Origin of the sequence: Roseococcus microcysteis, from assembly GCF_014764365.1 — a bacterium.
Taxonomy (GTDB): Bacteria; Pseudomonadota; Alphaproteobacteria; order Acetobacterales; family Acetobacteraceae; genus Roseococcus; species Roseococcus microcysteis.
This window is the reverse complement of record NZ_CP061718.1, coordinates 407,540-424,339: the sequence shown is the minus strand read 5'-3', so window position 1 is coordinate 424,339 and position 16,800 is coordinate 407,540. Positions and strand designations below refer to the sequence as shown.

At 70.4% G+C, this 16,800-nt stretch carries 18 protein-coding genes and 1 tRNA gene; 8 read left to right on the top strand and 11 right to left on the bottom strand.

The annotated features are described in order from the left end of the window. Positions 1 to 2: 2 nt before the first annotated feature. Positions 3 to 944, bottom strand: a complete 942-nt coding sequence (locus ICW72_RS01980) for an ABC transporter permease (RefSeq protein ID WP_191084701.1) — start codon at positions 942 to 944, stop codon at positions 3 to 5. Further along, entirely contained in the window at positions 944 to 2,557 is a 1,614-nt protein-coding gene (locus ICW72_RS01975) for an amidohydrolase (RefSeq protein ID WP_223880751.1), read from the bottom strand. Before ICW72_RS01975 ends, ICW72_RS01980 begins: the two co-directional genes overlap by 1 nt. An 83-nt stretch (positions 2,558 to 2,640) precedes the next feature. Between ICW72_RS01975 and ICW72_RS01970 the strand changes: the two genes are divergently transcribed. Further along, positions 2,641 to 4,026, top strand: coding sequence for an NAD(P)/FAD-dependent oxidoreductase (locus ICW72_RS01970; RefSeq protein WP_223880750.1), 1,386 nt, complete (start codon positions 2,641 to 2,643; stop codon positions 4,024 to 4,026). A 1-nt stretch (position 4,027) separates the two neighbouring features. Here the strand turns inward: ICW72_RS01970 and ICW72_RS01965 are convergent, their stop codons facing one another. Further along, the gene (locus ICW72_RS01965; protein ID WP_191084699.1) at positions 4,028 to 4,525 is read right to left on the bottom strand and encodes a thioesterase family protein; all 498 of its coding nucleotides are present in this window, start codon (positions 4,523 to 4,525) and stop codon (positions 4,028 to 4,030) included. Next, positions 4,526 to 5,227 carry an RraA family protein gene (locus ICW72_RS01960; RefSeq protein WP_191084698.1) on the bottom strand — a complete coding sequence of 234 codons (702 nt, stop codon included), beginning with the start codon at positions 5,225 to 5,227 and terminating at the stop codon, positions 4,526 to 4,528. Positions 5,228 to 5,289: 62 nt separating this feature from the next. Here ICW72_RS01960 and ICW72_RS01955 point away from each other — a divergent pair, with 62 nt between their 5' ends. From ICW72_RS01955 to ICW72_RS01945, 3 genes are read left to right on the top strand one after another with little or no spacing between them, the layout of a single operon-like run. Beyond that, complete coding sequence (locus tag ICW72_RS01955; RefSeq protein WP_191084697.1) at positions 5,290 to 5,910, top strand: DNA-3-methyladenine glycosylase family protein; 621 nt, start codon at positions 5,290 to 5,292, stop codon at positions 5,908 to 5,910. 2 nt (positions 5,911 to 5,912) lie between these two features. Further along, entirely contained in the window at positions 5,913 to 7,064 is a 1,152-nt protein-coding gene (locus tag ICW72_RS01950) for an aminotransferase (protein ID WP_223880749.1), read from the top strand. Continuing rightward, complete coding sequence (locus ICW72_RS01945) at positions 7,061 to 7,633, top strand: HD domain-containing protein (protein WP_191084696.1); 573 nt, start codon at positions 7,061 to 7,063, stop codon at positions 7,631 to 7,633. The genes ICW72_RS01950 and ICW72_RS01945 overlap by 4 nt, the downstream gene beginning before the upstream one ends. A 36-nt stretch (positions 7,634 to 7,669) precedes the next feature. On the opposite strand, the gene ICW72_RS01940 is transcribed toward ICW72_RS01945, so the two are convergent. From ICW72_RS01940 to hydA, 3 genes are all read right to left on the bottom strand, one after another. After that, a complete protein-coding gene (locus ICW72_RS01940; RefSeq protein WP_191084695.1) occupies positions 7,670 to 8,641 on the bottom strand; it encodes a Bug family tripartite tricarboxylate transporter substrate binding protein in 972 nt (323 codons plus the stop codon). Between the two features lie 42 nt (positions 8,642 to 8,683). Next, positions 8,684 to 9,652 carry a Bug family tripartite tricarboxylate transporter substrate binding protein gene (locus tag ICW72_RS01935; RefSeq protein ID WP_191084694.1) on the bottom strand — a complete coding sequence of 323 codons (969 nt, stop codon included), beginning with the start codon at positions 9,650 to 9,652 and terminating at the stop codon, positions 8,684 to 8,686. Positions 9,653 to 9,762: 110 nt separating this feature from the next. Next, entirely contained in the window at positions 9,763 to 11,211 is a 1,449-nt protein-coding gene (gene hydA / locus ICW72_RS01930; RefSeq protein ID WP_191084693.1) for a dihydropyrimidinase, read from the bottom strand. Between the two features lie 89 nt (positions 11,212 to 11,300). Here hydA and hemN point away from each other — a divergent pair, with 89 nt between their 5' ends. Then, complete coding sequence (gene hemN, locus ICW72_RS01925; RefSeq protein ID WP_191084692.1) at positions 11,301 to 12,632, top strand: oxygen-independent coproporphyrinogen III oxidase; 1,332 nt, start codon at positions 11,301 to 11,303, stop codon at positions 12,630 to 12,632. Positions 12,633 to 12,946: 314 nt separating this feature from the next. On the opposite strand, the gene ICW72_RS01920 is transcribed toward hemN, so the two are convergent. Genes ICW72_RS01920 through ICW72_RS01910 form a run of 4 tightly spaced genes read right to left on the bottom strand, consistent with a single transcriptional unit; the run spans position 12,947 to position 15,730 of the window. Continuing rightward, positions 12,947 to 13,585, bottom strand: a complete 639-nt coding sequence (locus ICW72_RS01920; RefSeq protein WP_191084691.1) for an MBL fold metallo-hydrolase — start codon at positions 13,583 to 13,585, stop codon at positions 12,947 to 12,949. Positions 13,586 to 13,620: 35 nt separating this feature from the next. Beyond that, positions 13,621 to 14,745: an ATP-binding protein gene (locus ICW72_RS01915; protein WP_223880748.1), complete on the bottom strand. Its 1,125-nt coding sequence runs from the start codon at positions 14,743 to 14,745 to the stop codon at positions 13,621 to 13,623. Beyond that, positions 14,742 to 15,017, bottom strand: coding sequence for a hypothetical protein (locus ICW72_RS20490; RefSeq protein WP_223880747.1), 276 nt, complete (start codon positions 15,015 to 15,017; stop codon positions 14,742 to 14,744). The genes ICW72_RS01915 and ICW72_RS20490 overlap by 4 nt, the downstream gene beginning before the upstream one ends. Then, positions 15,014 to 15,730, bottom strand: a complete 717-nt coding sequence (locus ICW72_RS01910) for a response regulator (protein WP_184383837.1) — start codon at positions 15,728 to 15,730, stop codon at positions 15,014 to 15,016. Before ICW72_RS01910 ends, ICW72_RS20490 begins: the two co-directional genes overlap by 4 nt. A gap of 102 nt (positions 15,731 to 15,832) precedes the next feature. Here ICW72_RS01910 and ICW72_RS01905 point away from each other — a divergent pair. The 3 genes from ICW72_RS01905 (at position 15,833) to ICW72_RS01895 (ending at position 16,789) form a co-directional block, all read left to right on the top strand. After that, a tRNA-Leu gene (locus tag ICW72_RS01905) sits at positions 15,833 to 15,918 on the top strand. A 107-nt stretch (positions 15,919 to 16,025) separates the two neighbouring features. Then, entirely contained in the window at positions 16,026 to 16,361 is a 336-nt protein-coding gene (locus ICW72_RS01900; protein WP_191084689.1) for an ArsR/SmtB family transcription factor, read from the top strand. Further along, a complete protein-coding gene (locus ICW72_RS01895; RefSeq protein WP_191084688.1) occupies positions 16,358 to 16,789 on the top strand; it encodes an SRPBCC family protein in 432 nt (143 codons plus the stop codon). The genes ICW72_RS01900 and ICW72_RS01895 overlap by 4 nt, the downstream gene beginning before the upstream one ends. Positions 16,790 to 16,800 lie beyond the last annotated feature (11 nt).

The window sequence follows — 16,800 nt, the reverse complement described above, 5'->3', positions numbered from 1 at the left end:
CCTCACGATTGCCGCACGCGCGGGTCGAGCACCGCGTAGAGAAGGTCCACGATCAGATTCACCAGGATGAACCCGGCCGAGAGCACGATGATGGTGCCCTGCGCCATGGGGAAATCGGCGGAGAGGATGGCGCCCACCGCAAGCCGCCCCACGCCGGGCCAGGAGAAGATGGTCTCGGTCACGACGGCGCCGCCCAGCAGGAAGCCGATCTGCAGGCCGATCAGCGTCACCACCGGGATCAGCGCGTTGCGCAGCGCGTGGCGCAGCACCACCAGCCGCTCGTTCAGCCCCTTGGCGCGCGCGGTACGGACATGGTCGGCCGAGAGCGTGTCCACCACCGCCGTGCGCGTCATGCGCGCCACGGGCCCGACCAGCACGCCGCCCAGCGTGATGGCGGGGAGGATGATGGCGCGTATGCCCTCCCAGGTCCAAAGCGGGCCCTCGCGGCCGGTGAAGGGCAGCAACTGCCACTGGAAGCCCGCGAACCAGATCAAGACGAGGCCCAGGAAGAAGACCGGCACCGAGACGCCCGCCACGCTGACGGCCATGATGGTGCGGTCCAGGATGGAGCCGCGCCAATAGGCCGCGATGGTGCCGAGGAAGATGCCCGTGGGAATGGACCACACGAGCGAGGCCAGCATCAGCTCCACCGTCGGCCCGATGGTCGCGCCCAGTTCCTGCGTCACCGGCACGTTGTTGATGATGGAGACGCCCAGATCCCCCTGCGCCAGCCGCCAGAGATAAAGGCCGAACTGCACCCAGATGGGCTGGTCCAGCCCCAGCTCCGCGCGGATGGCGGCCACCACCTCCTGCGTGGCCGTGGGGCCGGCGCGCACGGTGGCGGGGTCGGTGGGCACGATCTGCATCAGCAGGAAGCCGATCACCAGCACCCCGAAGAGCACCGGGATGGCGAGCGCGATGCGGTGAAGCGCGTGGCGCAGCATCAGCCCAGCTCCCCGTTGCGGTCGAAGATGGGAACGCCGCCGCGCAGGGTCAGGTGGGCCTGCACATCCGGGTATTCCTCGGGCGCGATCTGCGTGAGGTCACGCGACATCACCGCGATGTCCGCATCCATGCCCACCTCCAGCGTGCCGCGCTGGTTCTCCGCGAAGGTGCTGTAGGCGCCGCAGACCGTGTAGCAGTGCAGCGCCTCCTGGATGGACAGCCGCTCCTCCGGGCCGAAGACGGTGCCCTGGTTGGTCTGGCGCGTCACCATGGTCAGCAGGTTCAGGAAGGGGTCGGGCGTGGAGACGGGCGCGTCGGAGCTGGCGGCGGGGTAGTGCCCCTCGCTCAGCCAGGTCTTCATCGGATAGGCGCAGGCGGTGCGCGGCAGGCCGAGGTTCCGCAGATACAGGTCCCCGAACTCATACATGAAAATGGGCTGCGGCACGGGCAGGATGCCGCGCGCCAGCATCCGCCGGCGCTGGTCGCGCGTCAGGAAGCCGCAATGCTCGATGCGGTGGCGGCGGTCGGGCGTGGCACCCGCCTGCTCCATCCCCACCAGCACCTGCTCGATCGCCGCATCGCCGATGGCGTGGATGTCGAGCTGCCAGCCCTGGTCGTGGTACTTGGCCAGCAGGGCGTGGATGGTCTCGGTCGGAAAGGTGAAGACGCCCGTGGTGTTGCCGATGAGGTAGGGGTCGAAGAAGGCCGCCGTCAGCCCCCCGGCCGAACCATCGGCGAAGACCTTCACGGCACCCCAGCGCAGCATGGCATCCGGGTCGTCGCCTGGCTTCCAGGGGCGCATGCCCGCCTCCCAGGCGTCATCCGCGATGCCCTCGGGGTTGCCGGCCAGCACCAGCCACATGCGTTGCAGGCAGCGGCCTTCCTCGACGGCGCGGGCGAAGGCCGCGACCTCGGCCAGGTTCGCCGTCATGCCCACATTCATGTCGGTGGCGGAGGCGAAGCCCATGGCGGCCAGGTGCCGCCCCGCCGCCTCGATCGCGTCCACCATGCGCCCCGTATCGGGCGAGGGCACGGCCGCCTTGATGAGCGACAGCGCGCGTTCCTGGATCAGCCCCGTCAGCGCGCCGTCGCGGCGCTCGATGACGCCGCCCTCGGGGTCATGCGTGTTGTGGTTGATGCCGGCCGCGCGCAGGGCGGCGGTGTTCGCCACGCCCATATGCCCGCAGGTGCGGGTGATGAAGACCGGGTGGTCCGGCACCGCGGCATCGAGTTCCGCCACCGTCGGGTGGCGATTGATGTCGAGTGCGGCATGATCATAGCCGCGGCCCAGCACCCATTCGCCCTTGGGCGTCTTGTCGGCCGCCGCGCGCAGCCGGGTGCGGACCTCATCCAGCGTGCGGACCTCCTCCGCGCGGAGGTTCACCATGGACAGCCCGAGCCCGAAGGGCAGCAGGTGCATATGCGCTTCGTTGAAGGCGGGAATCGCGAGCCGCCCGTCCAGCGCCACGCGCTTCGTGCCGGCCCCGGCCAGCGCCTCGATCTCGGCATTGGTGCCGACCGCGGCCACCTTGCCGCCGCTGACCGCCACGGCTTCCGCCATGCCGCCCGCCAGGCCGCGAAACACGCTGCCGCCCGTGAGGATCAGATCCACCGCCAAAACCCATGCCCCCAAACTTTGCCTTGCAGCAATCGTCACTGGCCCCAGGACGCCCGTCAACTGGCCCGGACACTTCCATGCCCACCGTGACGCGTGCCACGCTGCGGCATGCGGCACAGCTTGTGCCGGCTGGCGCAACCTTGGGCATGATGATGAACCGGCATCCCTTCGCGGCGGATTTCAAGGCACGTCCCTGGTGGTGGGAGGCGGCCGAGCCCCCCACCCGCGACACCACCCTGCCCGAGCGCACCCGCGTTGCCATCGTGGGTGGAGGTTACACGGGGCTTTCCGCCGCGCTGACGCTGCGACGCCTGGGCCATGAGGTGGTGGTGCTGGATGCCGAGCGAATCGGCTGGGGCGCTTCCTCACGCAATGGCGGCATGGTCTCGGGCGGGCTGAAGGTGGCGCGCGGGCCGCTCGAGAAGAATTTCGGCCCCGAACGCGCGGCCGAGATCGCGCGCGCCTGCGGCGCCAGCTTCCCCTTCATCGAGGAGACGATCGCGCGCGAGGGCATTGATTGCGACTATGTGCGCTGCGGCCGTTTCGTGGGCGCCTGGACGCCCAAGCATTTCGACACCCTGGCCAAAACGCTGCCCCGCATCCAGGAGATCTCGGGCCACCCCGCCCGCATGGTCGCGCGCGGCGAGGAGAGCGGCTTCATCGCCACCACCCATTACCATGGCGGCATGTTCGCCGAGGGCTCGGGCAGCCTGCACCCAGGCAAGTATGCGCGCGGCCTGGCCGCCGCCGCCGAGCGTGCCGGCGCGCACCTCGTGGACCAGGTGCGGGTCGCCGCCGCGCAGCCGGAAGGTTCCGGCTTCCGCCTGCACACCAGCGCCGGCGAAATGCGCGCCGATACGGTGCTGATGGCGACGAATGGCTATTCGCGCGGCGGGCCCATGCCCTGGCTGACGCGGCGGCTGCTGCCCGTCGCCTCCTACATCATCGCGACCGAGGAGCTGGGCGAGGAGCGCATCGAACGCCTTTTCCCCAAGCGCCGCATGATCAGCGACACCAAGCGCGTGCTGAACTACTACCGGCCCTCGCCGGACGGGAAGCGCATCCTCTGGGGCGGGCGGGCCAGCTTCGCCCCGCAATCGGCCGAGGCCGCGGCCCCGCGCCTGCACGCCATGATGTGCGCCGTCCTGCCCGAGCTGCGCGACGTGAAGGTGACCCACGCCTGGACGGGCAATGTCGCCTTCACCTTCGACTACCTGCCGCATCTGGGCGAGGAGGCGGGCGTGCACTACGCCGCCGGCTGCCAGGGCAGCGGGGTCGCGATGGCGACCTGGATGGGCCACAACGCGGCGCTGAAGATGGCGGGTGCGTCCAATGCCGGCTTCGCGCTGGACGGCCTGCCGTTTCCGGACCGCGCCCTCTACAACGGCAACCCGGACTGGTTCCTGCCGATGGTGGGGGCGTGGTACCGGCTGCGGGACCGGATTGACCGGATCGCGGCCTGAGTCAGGAACCCCTCTTCCGCAGCGTCACCCGCCGCGTCGCTTCACCCGTCGCCACCTTCGCGAAGTTGTCCAGCACATATTGCGGCCACTTGCCGACGCGCCGCGTCGTCATGTCCACGCAAAGATACAAAAGCTCGTTCTCCGACGACACCCAGCCCTCGGTGAAGTGGAACATGCGGTGCTTCATCAGCAGGCGCTTGTCGTCATAGGCCACCACCATGCTGTCGCAGCCGATGGGCATGCCCTCGGTCATCTCGCGCTGGTAGTCGAGCCAGGCCTCGGCCGCGAAGGTGCCCATCTCGATCCGGCGCAGCGCGTTGCCCAGGCCCAGCGGCGTCCAGACCCGGTCCGTCTGCAGGTCGAAGGCCACCATGTAGTAGCCCATGTTCAGGTGCGCGTTCCCGTCCACCCATTCGCGCTTCACGCTGGCCAGGGGCTGGTCCCAGCGGAACCAGCCCCCCTCCATGCGCGGCTTTGGCGCATCGTCGTCGAAGGGCATTCAGTGGATCTCGTCGGACTTCGCCAGCGCGTCGCGCAGCATGCCGATGTCGAAGTCGGGCCGCTTGGCCATTTCCAGGATCACGGCCTCCTTGCGCGTCAGCAGGTCAATCGCGGCGGGGATGGCCTTCACCGCCTCGGCCGGGATCACGACGGCGCCGTGGCGGTCGGCATGGACCACCTCGTCATGGTTCACGGACATGCCGGCCACGCTGACGGGGCGGCCCCAATCCACGATGTGGACATAGGCGTGGGACGGATTCACCACCCCCAGCAGCTGGAAGCCCTGGGCCACCATGTCGAGGTCGCGGATCGAGCCATTGGTGACGCAGCCCAGCGCCTTCAGCCCCTTGTGGACATTGGTGTTCACCTCACCCCAGAAGGCGCCGGTGCCGGGCACGTCGTCGAGGTCCTGCAGCACCACCACCGTCGGCATGTCGGTGTTCGCGACATACTCATACCAGCCGATGCGCGCCGCGCGGTCCGCTTCCTTGCTGCGGCCCGAGGGGTGGGCGGCGCGGATGGTGCCCACGCGCGCCGGCCCGCAGATGGGCGGCATGGAGGGGTGGGCCGCCGTCAGCGGGCGCACCGTGAAGCCATGGCCGCGGCGGGCCGGCACCACGACTTCCAGCGCGTTGCAGATGGTGGGCGTGTCCCAGGCGCAGAGCGCGTCGAGGTCGGCCTGGGTGTAGGGGCGTTGCATGGCGAATTCCTCCGTAGGGGGCGCAGCTTGTTGCGCGACGCCGCTTGCGTCAAACCTGCGGCGTGGATTTCCTTCGCGCCGCCCTCTTCGCCGCCGAGCCGCGCTTCGCCGCCATCGAGGAGCGGGCAGGCCCCCTGCCCTGGCGCACGCGCCCGCGCGGCTTCGCGGGACTGCTGCGGACCATCTGCGGGCAGCAGATCAGCAACCAGGCGGCGGGGGCGATCTGGCGGCGGCTTTCGGCGCTGCCAGGCGCGCTGGAACCGGCGGGGTTCCTGGCGCTGGATGACGCGGCGCTGTGCGGTGTGGCGGGGCTGTCGCGCCCCAAGGCGGCACATGGGCGCGCGCTGGCCTTGGCCTGCACCGATGGCACGCTGGATTTCGACCGGCTGGCGGAGTTGGACGATGAATCGGCGGTGGCCATGCTCTGCGCGGTGCGCGGGCTGGGGCCCTGGACGGCGCAGGTGCATCTGCTCTTCGCGGAAGGCCGGCCGGACATCTTCCCAAGCGGCGACATCGCGTTGGCCAATTCCGCGCGGCACCTCTTCGCGCTGGAAACACGCCCCACGCCGCGCGCGCTGGCCGCGATGGCGGCCGCGTGGTCGCCCGCGCGTGGCCTGGCCGCGCGCCTGCTCTGGCACCATTGGCGGCACGAGACGGGCCGCCCGCTGATCGAGGACCCCTGACCTTGCCCCGCTTCTCCCCCGCCATCCTCGCCACCGCCGAACCACCCATCCCCGCCGCGCGCGAATGGGCCGCGCGCTATGCGGGCCGGCACGGGCCGGCGCTCGATTTGACCCAGGCCGTGCCCGGCTATCCGCCCCACCCCGAATTGCTGGCGCGGCTGGGCGAGGCGGCGGCTCGGCGCGACGCGGCGGGCTATGGCCCCATCGCGGGCGATGACGCGCTGCGCGAGGCCCTGGCCGAGGATGCCTCGCGCTTCTACGGCAGCAAGATCGGCGCGGCGGAGGTGGCCATCACCGCCGGCTGCAACCTCGCTTTCGCCATGGCCATGACCGTGATCGCGGAGCCGGGCGCCGAGGTGCTGGTCCCCACCCCCTGGTATTTCAACCACGAGATGACGCTGCGCATGCAGGGTGTGGCGGCCCGCCCCCTGCCCTGCCGCGCCGAGGATGGCTTCGTGCCCGACCCGGCGCGCGCGGAGGGCCTCATCACCGACCACACGCGCGCGATCCTGCTGGTCAGCCCCAACAACCCGACCGGCGCCATCTACCCCGCCGCGACACTCGCCGCCTTCGCGGAACTGGCGGCGCGGCGTGGGCTGTGGCTGGTGCTGGACGAGACCTATCGCGACTTCCTGGCCGAAGCCCCGCACGACCTGTTCGAGACGGCGCGCGAGAACCTGGTCCACCTCTACAGCTTCTCCAAGGCGCATTGCATCCCGGGCCACAGGCTCGGCGCCGTCATCGCGCCGCGCGCCTTCCAGGCGCAGCTCGCCAAGGCGCTGGACAGTTTCCAGATCTGCCCCGCCCGCCCCGCGCAGCGCGTCATCGCCTGGGCCATCCCGGCGCTGCGCGACTGGCGCGAGGCGAACCGCCGGCTGATGGAGGAGCGCGCCCAGGCCTGCCGCGCCGCGCTGAACCACGCGCGCATTGACGCGCTGGGCGCCTATTTCGCCTATCTCCGCCTGCCCGAGGACGCGCCGGACGCCATGGACGCCGCCGCCTGGCTCGCCGAACATCGCGGCGTGATGACCCTGCCCGGCCCCTTCTTCGGCCCCGGCCAGGATCGGCATCTGCGCCTCGCCTTCGCCAATGCCGAGGCCGCGCGGCTGGCCGAACTCGGCGCCCGCTTCAGCTTCACGGAGAGCACCCGATGAGCGAGACCTACACCATCACCACCGGCACCAACCACCAGCGCGCGGCGGTGAGCGACTGGCTCTGGGGGCTGGACCGCGTCTCGCCCAAGGTGCGGGACGACATCGTGACCGCATGGGTCACCACCTGGGCCTCGTCCAGCTACGAGAAGCTGGAGGACATGGTGTTCCAGCCCGCCACGCCCAGCTACCCGCTCGGCCACCATGTGAACGAGGTGACGCGCGCGGGCGTGGACCTGGCGCAGCGCGCCATGGCCGACTGGGGCATCACGCTGGACTGGGACGTGATGATGTCCATCCTCATCCTGCATGATGTGGACAAGCCGCTGCTCTACACGCCGACGGAATACACGCGCCTCTACCGCGAGCTGCCGCACGGCGTGGTGGGGGGCATGCTGCTGAAGGAGCTGGGCTTCCCCCACCGCGTGGTCAGCACCGTCACCACCCACGCCACCAACGCGCCCTTCCACACCGAGAACCCGGAGGCGCATGTGCTGCACTATGCCGACCTCTTCGCCGCGGACCACGCGCTGCGGTCCACGGGGAAGGTGCCGTTCTATCTTCGCAAATAGTCGGCGCGAAATGGCCCGAGGCCCGCGCGCAGCAAGCTAATCGAGCCGGATGTTGCCCTCCCGGATCACCCGCTCCCACTTCGTGAGTTCGGCCTCCAGGAAGGCGCGGAACTCGTCCGGCGTGTTGCGGCGCGTGCCCACATTCAGCCCGGCCAGGCGCTCGGCGACGGCCGGGTGGGCGATGGCCTCGTTCATGGCGGCGTTGAGGCGCTGCACGACCTCGGCCGGCGTGCCGCGGGGGACGAAGGCGCCGTTCCACTCATAGGCCTCGAAGCCGGGCAGCGTCTCGGCCACGGCGGGCACGTCGGGCAGGCTGCCAAGCCGCCCCGTGCCGCTATGCCCCACCGCACGCAGCGCGCCCGACTGCACATGGCCCGTGGAGGCGCTGGCATTGCTGAAGAAGAAGTTGATCTGCCCGCCGATCACGTCGGTCAGGGCCGGCCCGCCGCCGCGATAGGGCACATGGGTCAGCGGCAGCTGCGTCATCTGCCGGAACAGTTCCAGCGCCATGTGCTGCGCCGAGCCATTGCCCGAGGAGGCCCAGTTCAGCCCGCCCGGCGTGTTGCGCGCGAGGGTGATCACGTCCTGCACCGTGCGGACCTGCACGCTGGGCGTCACCACCAGCAGGTTCGGCACCACGGCGGAGAGGAAGACCGGCACCAAATCCCGCCGCACGTCGAAGGGCAGATGCGGCATCAGGAACGGGTTGATGGACAGCCCCGTCGCGTCATAGAGCAGCGTGTAGCCATCGGCGGCACTTCGGACGGCGGCGTTGGCGCCGATGGTGCCCGTGGCGCCCGGCCGGTTCTCGATGACGAAGTTCTGGCCCAGGATCTCGGCCACGCGCGCGAAGAGGATGCGCCCCACCGTGTCCGCCCCGCCGCCCGGCGGCCAGGGGATGATGACGCGCACCGGGCGCTGCGGCCAGGCGCCCTGCGCCTGCGCGACGACAGGCGCGGCGAGCGCGCCGAGCAGCACGGCCCGGCGCGCGGTGGTGATGGTGGACATGGCGACTGCCTCCCTGGTGGTTGGAGGCAGTATGCCCGGCCCTCACTCCGGCTGGAAGTTCGCGATCCGGAGCAGTTCCTGCGTGCGGTTGAAGTCGGCCTGGATGAAGTCCACCAGCTCCTGCCCGCCCTGGAACAGCGGCTCGATGCCCAGCGTCACCGTGCGCTGCGCCACGTCGGGCTCCAGCATGGCGGTGGAGAGTTCGCGCTGGATGCGCTCCGTGATCTCGGCCGGCACGCCGCGCGGACCCCACATCGCCCACCAGGATTGCAGGTCCACGCTCGGCATGCCGCCCTCGGCCGTGGTCGGCACCTCGGGCGCCGCCGGGCTGCGGCGCGCCGAGGTGATGGCGACGGGCTTGGCGCGGTTGGCGCGCACCGGCGGCAGCGTGGCCAGCATCGGGTCGAAGATGAGCTGGACGCGGTCGGCGAACAGGTCCGGCAGGGCGGGGCCGGTGCCGCGATAGGTCGCGATCGGCACCTCGACCCCCAGCTGGCGGATGAATTCCACCGTGGCGAGGTGCCCCGCCGCCCCCAGCGAGGAGGTGGCGAAGGTCCAGTCGCGCGGATTGGCGCGGATGGCGGCCACCACCTCCTGCAAGGTGGTCTGCGGGCGGCCCGGCGACATGATCAGCAGCAGCGGCCCCTGCCCCACGCGGGCCACCGGCGCCAGGTCCACCATGGGGTCATAGCCCGGGTCGCGCAGCACCAGCCGCGCCAGCGTCTGCACGCTGGCCGAGAAGCAGAAAGTGTAGCCATCCGGCGCGGACTGCGCGACATAGCGCCCGCCCACAGTGCCGCTGGCGCCGGAACGGTTCTCGACCACCACGTTCTGGCCCAGCCGTTCCTGGAGCTTCTGCGCGGTGATGCGCGCCATCGCGTCCACCGAGCCGCCCGGCGCGTAGGGTGCGACCAGGCGGATGGTCCGGTTGGGCCAGGCGCCCTGCGCCCGCACCGCCGGTGCCGCCAGCAGGCCGACGCCCGCCGCGGCCAAAATCCCACGCCGATTCATTATAATGGCCTCCTTGCCGATTGATTGCAGCGACGCTAACCAACCGGCCCCGCCGCCGCAATCACAAGGTTGCGGGCGGATGACGCCGCCATGCGGCCTGTGCCGCTTGCTTAGTCAGCGAAGCCGTTGGGCGTGATGCCGCGCGGGGCGATCATGTCGTAGGGCGCGCGGGGCAGGAATTGGCCGGTGCCGGGCTCGGCCGTGACCTTGTCGTTGTGCATCACGCTCTCGCCCCGGCGCAGCACGCGCACCGGCCAGCCCGTGACCTCCATGCCCTCATAGGGCGTGTAGTCGGCCACATGCTGCATCATGGCGTTGGTCAGCGTGCGCTTGTGCTGTGGGTCCCACAGCGCGATATCGGCGTCCGCCCCCACATGGATGCCGCCCTTGCGCGGCCAGAGGCCCAGCATCTTGGCCGGGTTGGTGGCGACCAGGCGCACGAAATGCTCGGGCGTGATGCGGCCCTTGGAGACACCCTCGCTGAACATGATGGGCAGGCGGGCGGTGAGGCCGGGGATGCCGTTCGGGATCAGGTCGAAGCGGTCCGTGCCGTTCTGCCGCTTGCCCTTGGGTCCGTCGAAGCTGTAGGCGCAATGGTCGCTGGAGACGACGTCCAGCACGCCGCGGCGGATCATGTCCCAGACGCGCTCATGCTCGTCAGGCCCGCGCGGGGCGGGGCTGCAGATGAACTTCGCCCCCTCGAACGCGCCATCCTTTTCGCTGGTGCGGGCCATGTCGTCGGCCGTCAGCGTGACGTATTGCGGGCAGGTCTCGCCCCAGACCTTCACGCCACGCGCCTGGGCGGCGGCGATCTCCTCGGCCACCTCGGCGCAGCTGACATGGAAGATCTGGATGGGCTGGTCCACGAGTTCCGCCAGCGCGATGGCGCGGTGCGTGGCCTCGCGCTCCACCACGGGCGGGCGCGCCCAGGCGTGATACTTCGGCGCCGTCATGCCGGCGGCCAGCAGCGCCTCGATGCGCCACTTGATGGCGTCGTAATTCTCGCAATGGACATGGACCAGGCATTGGTGCTTCCGCGCCGCGCGCAGCACGCGGAGATATTCGGCGTCGCTCAGATGTACCGCGTCATAGGTCAGGAACACCTTCAGGCTGCGGATGCCGCGCGCCACCACCTGCGGCAGCTCCTTCTCCAGCACCTCGTCGGTCGGGTCGGTGATGATCTGGTGGAAGCTGTGGTCCAGCATGCCGGTGGCGGCGCGGCGGGCGTAGTCGTCGGCGCGCTCCAGGATGCCATGGCCCTTCCATTGCGGAATGAAGGAGACCGTGCTGGTCGTGCCGCCCGCGAAGGCGGCGCGGGAGGCGGTGATGAAGCTCTCCTCGCTGAGACCGCCCGCGACATTGGGTTCCTCGATATGGCAATGCGTGTCCACGCCGCCTGGCATCACCCACAGCCCATCGGCCTCGATGACTTGCGCGGCCCCCTCGATCCGTTCCGCCAGCGCCACCACGCGCCCGCCCGCGATGCCCACATCGGCCCGCCGCATGCCATCGGCGGTCACGATCATGCCGCCACGGATCGCCAGTTCCACTTCGCTCATGCCCGCACTCCTGGTTCCAACATATCAAAGTCCTTGGATTGATCAGGCGCAAGGCGATAGGACGGAGCGACAAGGCAGCATCCTGACCCATGAAGCTCCTCGACCGCTCCGGCTACGCCCAGGCCAACCTGCCGCGCTACACCAGCTACCCCACCGCGCCGCATTTCGGCCCGCTGGAGGAGGCGACCTATCGCGGCTGGCTGTCCCGCATGCCGCCGGCCGAGGCGCTCTCCCTCTACGTCCACATCCCCTTCTGCCATGAGCTGTGCTGGTATTGCGGCTGCCACACCTCGGTGACGCGCAACGAGGAGCGCATCGCCCGCTATGCCGAGGCGCTGCACCGCGAGGCGCGGCTGCTCGCCCTCGCTTTGCCCGCCGATGGCATCGTGCAGCACCTGCACCTGGGCGGCGGCACGCCGAGCGCGCTCGGCGCCGCCCGGCTCTCGGCGCTGATGGGCAAGCTGCGCGCGCTGTATCCCTTCGCGCGGCATGCGGAACTCTCCATCGAGCTGGACCCGCGCACGCTGACCGAAGAGGTGGTGGCGACGCTCGCGCGGGAGGGCTTCACCCGCGCCTCGCTGGGTTTGCAGGATGCGAACCCGGAGGTGCAGGAATTGATGGGCCGCATCCAGCCAGCCGAGATGGTGCGCACCGCCGTCGAGCGGCTGCGGGCGGCGGGGGTTTCGGCCATCAACCTCGACATGATGTATGGGCTGCCCGGCCAGAGCCGCGCCCATGTGGCGGCGACGGCGGCGCTGGCGGCGGAACTCGGCGCCGACCGCGTCTCGGTCTTCGGCTATGCCCATGTGCCCTGGATGAAGCCCGCCCAGAAGGCGATCCTTGAGAGCGACCTGCCCGATGCCGCCGCCCGCATGGAACAGGCGCAGGAAGCCTCCGACGTGCTGCGCGCGGCAGGCTTCGTGCCCATCGGCCTCGACCACTTCGCCCGGCCCGCCGACCCCATGGCGCGGGCCGCCGCGGCGGGCCGGCTGCGCCGCAACTTCCAGGGCTACACCACCGATGACGCGCCGATGCTGCTGGGGCTGGGCGCTTCCTCCATCGGCGCGGTGCCGCAGGGCTATGCGCAGAACATCCCCGATGAGCGCGGCTATGTGGCGGCCGTCGAGGCGGGGAAGCTGCCCGTGATCCGTGGCCTCGCCCTCACGGGCGAGGACATCATCCGCCGCGCGGCCATCGAACGGGTGATGTGCGACCTGGCGCTGGACCTCGACACGCTGCCGGCGGCGGTGCTGCAATCCGCCCTGCCCGGGCTGCAGGGGCTGGAGCGCGATGGGCTGGTGCGGCTGGCCGGCGCCTGGCTGACGGTGCCGGATGAGGCGCGGCCCTTCCTGCGGCATGTCGCTTCCTGCTTCGACGCCAGGCTGAACAGCGGCAACGGCAGGCACAGCGCGGCCGTATAGCACTCCCCACGACATCGCCTGCGGCGCTGCCGCGGGGGCCCCAAATTACTCCCCACGAAACCGCCTTCGGCGTCTTCGCGGGGGCCCCGAAGTATTCCCCACGAAACCGCCTTCGGCGTCTTCGCGGGGGCCCCGAAGTATTCCCCACGAAACCGCCTTCGGCGTCTTCGCGGGGGCCCCGTTTCGGGCCGGCCGCCTTACTATCTTACTATCTTACCATCTTACTATCTTACCCGTGCCCCGCACGCGGCGGGCATGGGAAGGGCGTCGGCAACCCGCACAATGCCCTGAAAAACTGAAGAAAGTCAAGGAAATCAGCGTGGCAGGAAGGGGTTCGTCCGCCGCTCCGTGCCGAAATCCGAGCCCGGGCCATGGCCGCAGAGGAACTGGATGTCGTCGCCCAGCGGCATCAGCTTGGTCATGATGGCGCCGATCAGCGCGTCATGGTCGCCATAGGGGAAATCCGTGCGGCCGATGGAGCCCTGGAACAGCACATCCCCCACGAAGGCGATCCGCAGCGCCTCGGAGACGAAGACCACGCTGCCCGGCGAATGCCCCGGGCAATGCAGCACCGCGAAGTCCTGGCCGGCGATGGTGACCGTCTCGCCCTCCGTCAGCCAGCGGTCGGGCGTGAGGTTGCGCGCCACAAGCCCATAGGCGGAGGCCTGCTTCTCCAGATTGTCCAGCAGCATCTTGTCCGCGACGTGCGGCCCCACCACGGGCACGCCGGGCGAGGCCTCGCGCAGCTCATCCGCCCCGCCGGCATGGTCTATGTGGCCGTGGGTGAGCAGAATCTGCTCCAGCTCCAGCCCCTGCTCCGCCAGCACCTGCCGAATGCGCGCCACATCGCCGCCGGGGTCAATCACGGTGGCGCGCAGGGTCGTGTCGTCCCAGACCAGGGCGCAATTCTGCTGGAAGGCGGTGACGGGGAGGATGGCGGCCTTGAGGGCCATGGGCGGGTCTCCGTTCCGGGGTCCGCCCCTGGCTATCACCCCGGCAGCAGCATCACCACCCTCAGCCCGCCCTGGTCCTCGCCCGAGGCCGGGCGGTTGTGCAGCGTCACCTCCCCGCCATGCGCCCGGAAAATGCTGCGCGCGATGGTGAGGCCGAGGCCCGTGCCGCCCGTCTCGCGGTTGCGGCTGCCCTCGATGCGCTGGAAGGGCTGGAACACCTTCTCGTGGGAGTGGTCGGGAATGCCCGGCCCGTCATCCTCCAGCACCAGGCAGGCGCCGCCGCCGCGCGGTTCCAGCGTCAGCCGCGCCGCATCGCCGTATTTCAGCGCATTGGCGACCAGGTTGCCCAAGGCGCGCTTCATGGCCAGCGGCCGCAACGGCATCACGAAATGCTCGGGCCCCTCGTAATGGATGCGCTCGGCCATGTCGGGGTTGGCGTCGCTCGCCTCGTCCAGCACGGTGCGGGCGAGGCTGGCCAGGTCCAGCGGGCTCGCGGGTTCCGCCGCCGCGTCGTCGCGGGCGAAGGCCAGCGTGGAGGCGATCATCGCCTCCATCTCGGCCAGGTCCGCCAGCATGCGGCGCTGCTGGTCCTCGTCATCCATGAATTCGGCACGCAGCCGCAGCCGGGTGATGGGTGTGCGCAGGTCATGGCTGATGGCGGCCAGCATCTGGGTGCGGTCGGCCACGAAGCGGCGGATGTTGCTGGCCATGCCGTTGAAGGCGGCGGCGGCCTGGGCGACCTCGCGCGGGCCGTTCTCCGGCAAAGCGGGCGCGTTTACGTCGCGGCCCAGGCGCTCGGCCGCGGCCGCGAGGTCCGCCACGGGCCGCGTCAGCCGCCGCACCGCCCAGAGGATGAGCAGCAGCGCCGTGACCGACATGGCCGCGAAGGCGAAGAGGAAGCGGTCGGAATGCCAGGGCCGGGGGGCGGGCACGCGCATGGAGAGGTTCAGCCAGGCGGGCGGCGCCCAGGGCGGGTCGGCGAAGCGCAGCGAGATCACGATATGCGAAGGCCCGGCCATGCCGGAGACGACATCGGCCGGGCGCAGGCGGCGCGCCACGATGGGCGGCGGGCCCTCCAGCCGGAACAGCCGCGCATGGCCCGGGGCCACGGGGGGCATGTCGGGCTTGGCACGGGGGGTGCTCTCCAGCGTGGCGGTCACCTCGGGGGGAATTCGGCCTCGGCCAGCAGGGCGATTCGGCGTTCGGGCGGCGCGGTGGCCAGCACCCGCCACAGGCCGATGATGCGGTTGGAGATGTAACGCGCCTCGGCCGCGCGTTGCAGTTCGATGCGGTCGAAGGCGTGGATGGTCAGGCCCAGCCCCTGCACGGACATCAGCCCCACCACCAGCACCAGCGCGGTGCGGCCGGCGAGCGTGCGCGGGCGCAGCCAGCCGAACCAGCGCCAGCGCGGCTCGCCCTGGGTGGTGCTCAACCCCGTTCGACCGTGGCCGAGAGCACGTAGCCGCCGCCGCGCACGGTCTTGATGACCGAGGGGTTGCGCCCGTCATCCTCCAGCTTGCGCCGCAGCCGCGAGATGGCGACGTCAATGGCGCGGTCGAAGGGGCCGGGCTGGCGGTTGTGGATGATGTCCATGAGCATGTCGCGCGTCATCACGCGGTTGGGGCGGTCGAGCAAGGTGGTCAGCAACTCGTATTCGCCGCCGGTCAGCGGCACCTCGGCGCCGTCGGGGTTGAGCAGGCGGCGGCGCGTGGGCTCCAGCACCCAGCCCGCGAAGCGCAGGATCTGGTCGGGCACGGCCTCCTGCGCCTCCGCGCCCTGGGCGCGGCGCAGCACGGCGCGGATGCGGGCCAGCAATTCGCGCGGGTTGAAGGGCTTGGCCATGTAGTCGTCGGCGCCCAACTCCAGGCCCACGATGCGGTCCGTCTCCTCGCCCATCGCGGTCAGCATCACGATGGGGATGCTGGATTGCTGGCGCAGCCAGCGCGCGAGGTCGAGGCCGGATTCGCCCGGCATCATCAGGTCCAGCACCACGAGGTTGTAGCGCGCGAGCGGCCACAGCTTGCGCGCATCGCGCGCGTCGCGCGCCAGCGTCACGCGCAGGCCCTGCTTTTCCAGGAATTTTCCCAGAAGCTCCCGGATGTCGCGGTCGTCATCAATGACGAGGATGTGCGGCTTGGTCTCCATGCCGGGAATGTTACAGCGGGGCCGTGTTGCGCGGTGTGGCCTATTGTAACAGAGCTGGCGGCTCTCGACCCCCGCGCGGGGCGCGTGATATGCAGCGCCCACGGGGGCGTGCCGGAACGGTAGACGGACTCGGCTCAAAATCGAGCGGCCGCAAGGCCATGGGGGTTCGAGTCCCCCCGCCCCTACCAGCCTCTCCCTTCCCTGAAATGAAGCCGTTTTTCCGAACGCGCCACGGCCGCGCCAACGCTTAACAAAATGGTTGACCATTCGCGCCGCCGCGCAGATACTAAACCTTATGGATAAGCATTCCGCCCCGCTGGACCAGGTCTTCGCCGCGCTGGCCGACCCCACCCGCCGTGCCCTGCTGGAACGCCTGGCGGCGGAGGACGGGCAGACCGTCTCCGCGCTGGCCGCCCCCATCGCCATGTCACTGCCCGCCGTGATGAAGCACCTGGATGTGCTGGAGGGCGCGCGCCTCATCACCCGCCGCAAGACCGGCCGCACCGTGCAGTGCCGGCTGGCGGCCGCGCCCATGGAGGACGCCATGGCCTGGCTCGCCCGCTACCAGCGCTTCTGGGCCGAGAGCCTGGATCGGCTGGCCGCCATCGTCGAGGAAAAGGAGGCCAAATGAACGCCGTGACACCCAGCCTGACCCTGGTGCGCCGCTTCAGGGCCACGCCCGAGCGCGTCTGGGAGGCCTGGACGAGCCCGGAGGTCATCGCCCTCTGGTTCGGCCCGCACCACACGCGGGTGGAATCGGCCCGCGTGGACCTGCGGCTGGGCGGCGAGCTGAACGTGGTGCTGCGTGAGGACAATGGCGAACGCCACGAGACCAAGGCCGTGTTCCAGGTGATCGAGAAGCCGCGCCGGCTGGTGCTGGACTGGTCCTGGATCACGACGCCCGAGCGCGTCTCGCGCCTCACGGTCGTGCTGCGCGCGGTGGAGGAGGGCACGGAACTCACCCTCACCCATGACCGCTTCGCCGACGAGACCACCGCGACCAACCACCGCCGCGGCTGGACCGAATCGCTGGAGCGGCTGCTGGCCGCGCTCGGCTGAGAACCACACCA